Origin of the sequence: Albidovulum sp. (assembly GCF_049646345.1) — a bacterium.
Classification (GTDB): Bacteria; Pseudomonadota; Alphaproteobacteria; order Rhodobacterales; family Rhodobacteraceae; genus Albidovulum.
In genome coordinates this window covers 1-2,683 of record NZ_JBARVQ010000867.1, presented here as the reverse complement: position 1 = coordinate 2,683, position 2,683 = coordinate 1, and the positions used below count along the sequence as shown (strand labels likewise).

The window sequence follows — 2,683 nt, the reverse complement described above, 5'->3', positions numbered from 1 at the left end:
ACAACGCTCAAGGCGCTTTCGTCCTTTATCGACAATTCCGAACGCATCCTGACAATCGAGGACACGGCGGAACTTCAGCTTCAGCAGGTTCATGTGGGCCGGATGGAAAGCCGCCCCGCGAACGTGGAAGGCAAGGGCGCCGTGACCCAGCGCGACTGTCTGAGGAACGCTCTTCGTATGCGTCCCGACCGCATCATCGTCGGCGAAACGCGGGGCGAGGAAGTCATCGACATGTTGCAGGCCATGAACACCGGCCATGACGGTTCGATGACCACGATCCACGCCAACTCTGCCCGCGATGGTATCAGCCGTCTGGAAAACATGGTCGCCATGGCCGGGATCGAAATGCCGCTGAAGGCGGTGCGGTCCCAGATCGCCTCGGCCGTCAACCTTATCGTGCAGGCCTCGCGTCTGCAGGACGGTTCGCGCCGCATGACCTCGATCACCGAGATCACCGGCATGGAAGGTGACGTAATTTCTATGCAGGAGGTGTTCCGCTACGAACGCCTCGGTCTGGCCGGCGACGGCAAGATCGTCGGCCGCTTCACCGCGACCGGTGTGCGTTCGGCCTATTCGGATCGCTTCCGGGCCTGGGGCTACGACCTGCCTGCTTCCATCTATGAACCCGTCGCTGCGGAGTAACGACGATGATCATCAGCCCGACCCCAATCATCTACGGCCTGATCTTTCTTGCCGTGCTTCTGCTTGTCGAAGGCCTGTACCTTCTGGTCTTCGGCAAATCGATTTCCTTGAACTCCAAGGTCAACAGGCGGCTTGACCTCCTGGAAAAAGGCGGACAGCGCGAACAGGTTCTGGAACAGCTTCGCAAGGAAGCCAGCCAGCACCTCAAGGCAAAAGGCATCCCGCTTTATTCAATCCTCGCGACCAAGGCGCAGAAGGCCAATATCGCATTTTCGCCCAAGGCGCTTGTCGGCATGATGGGGCTGTTGACCGTGGTTTCATTCGTCGGTCTCAAGATCGGCACTGCGGCTTCCACACCGGTTCAGATTGCGGTTTCGATCGTTATGGGAATTGGTGCAGTCTTTTTCTGGATCCACAGAAAAGCCAAGAAACGCATGGATCTGGTCGAAGAACAGCTTCCTGATGCCGTCGAACTGATGGTCCGGTCCCTGCGCGTCGGGCATCCGTTTTCATCCGCGATCCAGATTGTCGCCAAGGAAGTGCCGGACCCGCTTGGGACCGAATTCGGGATGATCTCGGATGAGAGCGCCTATGGTCGCGACGTTTCGGAATCCCTCAAGGACCTTGCCGAGCGTATGGACATGCAGGATTTTCGTTTCCTTGCCGTTGCGGTGACAATCCAGCAGCAATCGGGCGGTAACCTGGCCGAGATCCTCGACGGTCTTGCCAAAGTGATCCGGGCCCGTTTCAGGCTGTTCCGCCGCGTTCGCGCCATCACCGCCGAAGCGAAATGGTCCGGCATGTTCCTGTCGGGTTTCCCGGTCGGCGTACTGGTAATCATCCAGATCCTGAAACCGGACTATTTCGACACGGTGAAAGATACACCTGCGTTCGTTCCGGCCGCACTCTTTGTTTTCACATTCCTCGCGATCAATGTCTTGTTCATGAGGATGATGGTGAACATCAAGGTCTGAGAAGGGACCGTCCCAAATGCTGACTTCCATCAACGATCTGCTCATCGACAAGCTCGGACCGCTTGGACCGCTCTATGCCGTTGCCATTCTCGGCATCCTGCTGATTGCGGTGACGCTTCCTGTCATGCTCAAGAAACGGGCCGATCCGTTCTCAAAGCTTCAGGGCAATGCGCGCCCCGCAGGCGGAACCAAAAACGGGTTGCCAGATAAAAAAGCACTCCGCTCAGGCAAAAAGAACGCACAACTCGACAAGTTCGCGACGTTCCTTGAACCGAAAACGGAAGAGGAACTGAGTTCTTCGCGTCTCAGAATGATGAGGGCGGGCTATCGGGGCCGCGACTCGGTTCGCAAGTTTCATGCGATCCAGTTCATTCTGGGCATCCTGTTCCTGATCATTGGCGTCATCTACGCAATAATCGCCTCCACGACTGACGAAGTGACGACCACGAAGCTAATTCTGGCGGTACTCCTGCCCGGGGCTGTTGGATATTACCTGCCGGTCTACTGGATCGAACGCCGCGTTCAAAGCCGCCAGGAAGAAATTCAAAACGGCTTCCCGGACGCCCTGGACATGCTCTTGGTCTGTGTCGAAGCGGGGCAATCGCTCGATCAGGGGATTATCCGGGTCTCCAAAGAATTGAAAACCGGCTATCCCACTCTGGCCGAGGAATTTGAGATCGTCGCGCAGGAAATCAAGGCCGGTAAGGACAAGACCAGCGTTCTGCGCGCGTTTTCCGAACGCACCGGGGTGAACGATATTGCTTCCTTCGTAACGGTTATGATCCAGTCGCAGACCTTCGGCACCTCAATCGCGGAGGCGCTTCGCGTCTATGCCGGTGAGATGCGGGACAAGCGCGTCATGCGCGCAGAAGAGGCCGCAAACAAGCTTCCGACCAAGATGACGCTAGGCACGATGATGTTCACCGTGCCGCCCCTGCTGGTTATCCTTGTTGGTCCTTCCGTTTACGATATGATGGAGCTGTTCAAGAATTTCCGCCTCTGAGGCCATGGCAACACATAGAATTCTGTTTCCGCTGGTGATCGCTTTGCTGGCCGCCTGTCAATCG

Annotated in this window: 3 protein-coding genes; all 3 read left to right on the top strand. The window is 57.0% G+C overall.

Annotation, left to right across the window (positions count from 1 at the left end; translation table 11 throughout):
- On the top strand, positions 1–642 hold a 642-nt coding region (locus WBB85_RS22665; protein WP_432640831.1), incomplete at its 5' end, for a CpaF family protein.
- 5 nt (positions 643–647) lie between these two features.
- Positions 648–1,616, top strand: a complete 969-nt coding sequence (locus WBB85_RS22660) for a type II secretion system F family protein (RefSeq protein ID WP_432640830.1) — start codon at positions 648–650, stop codon at positions 1,614–1,616.
- Between the two features lie 16 nt (positions 1,617–1,632).
- Positions 1,633–2,619: a type II secretion system F family protein gene (locus WBB85_RS22655; RefSeq protein WP_432640829.1), complete on the top strand. Its 987-nt coding sequence runs from the start codon at positions 1,633–1,635 to the stop codon at positions 2,617–2,619.
- Positions 2,620–2,683: the final 64 nt, after the last annotated feature.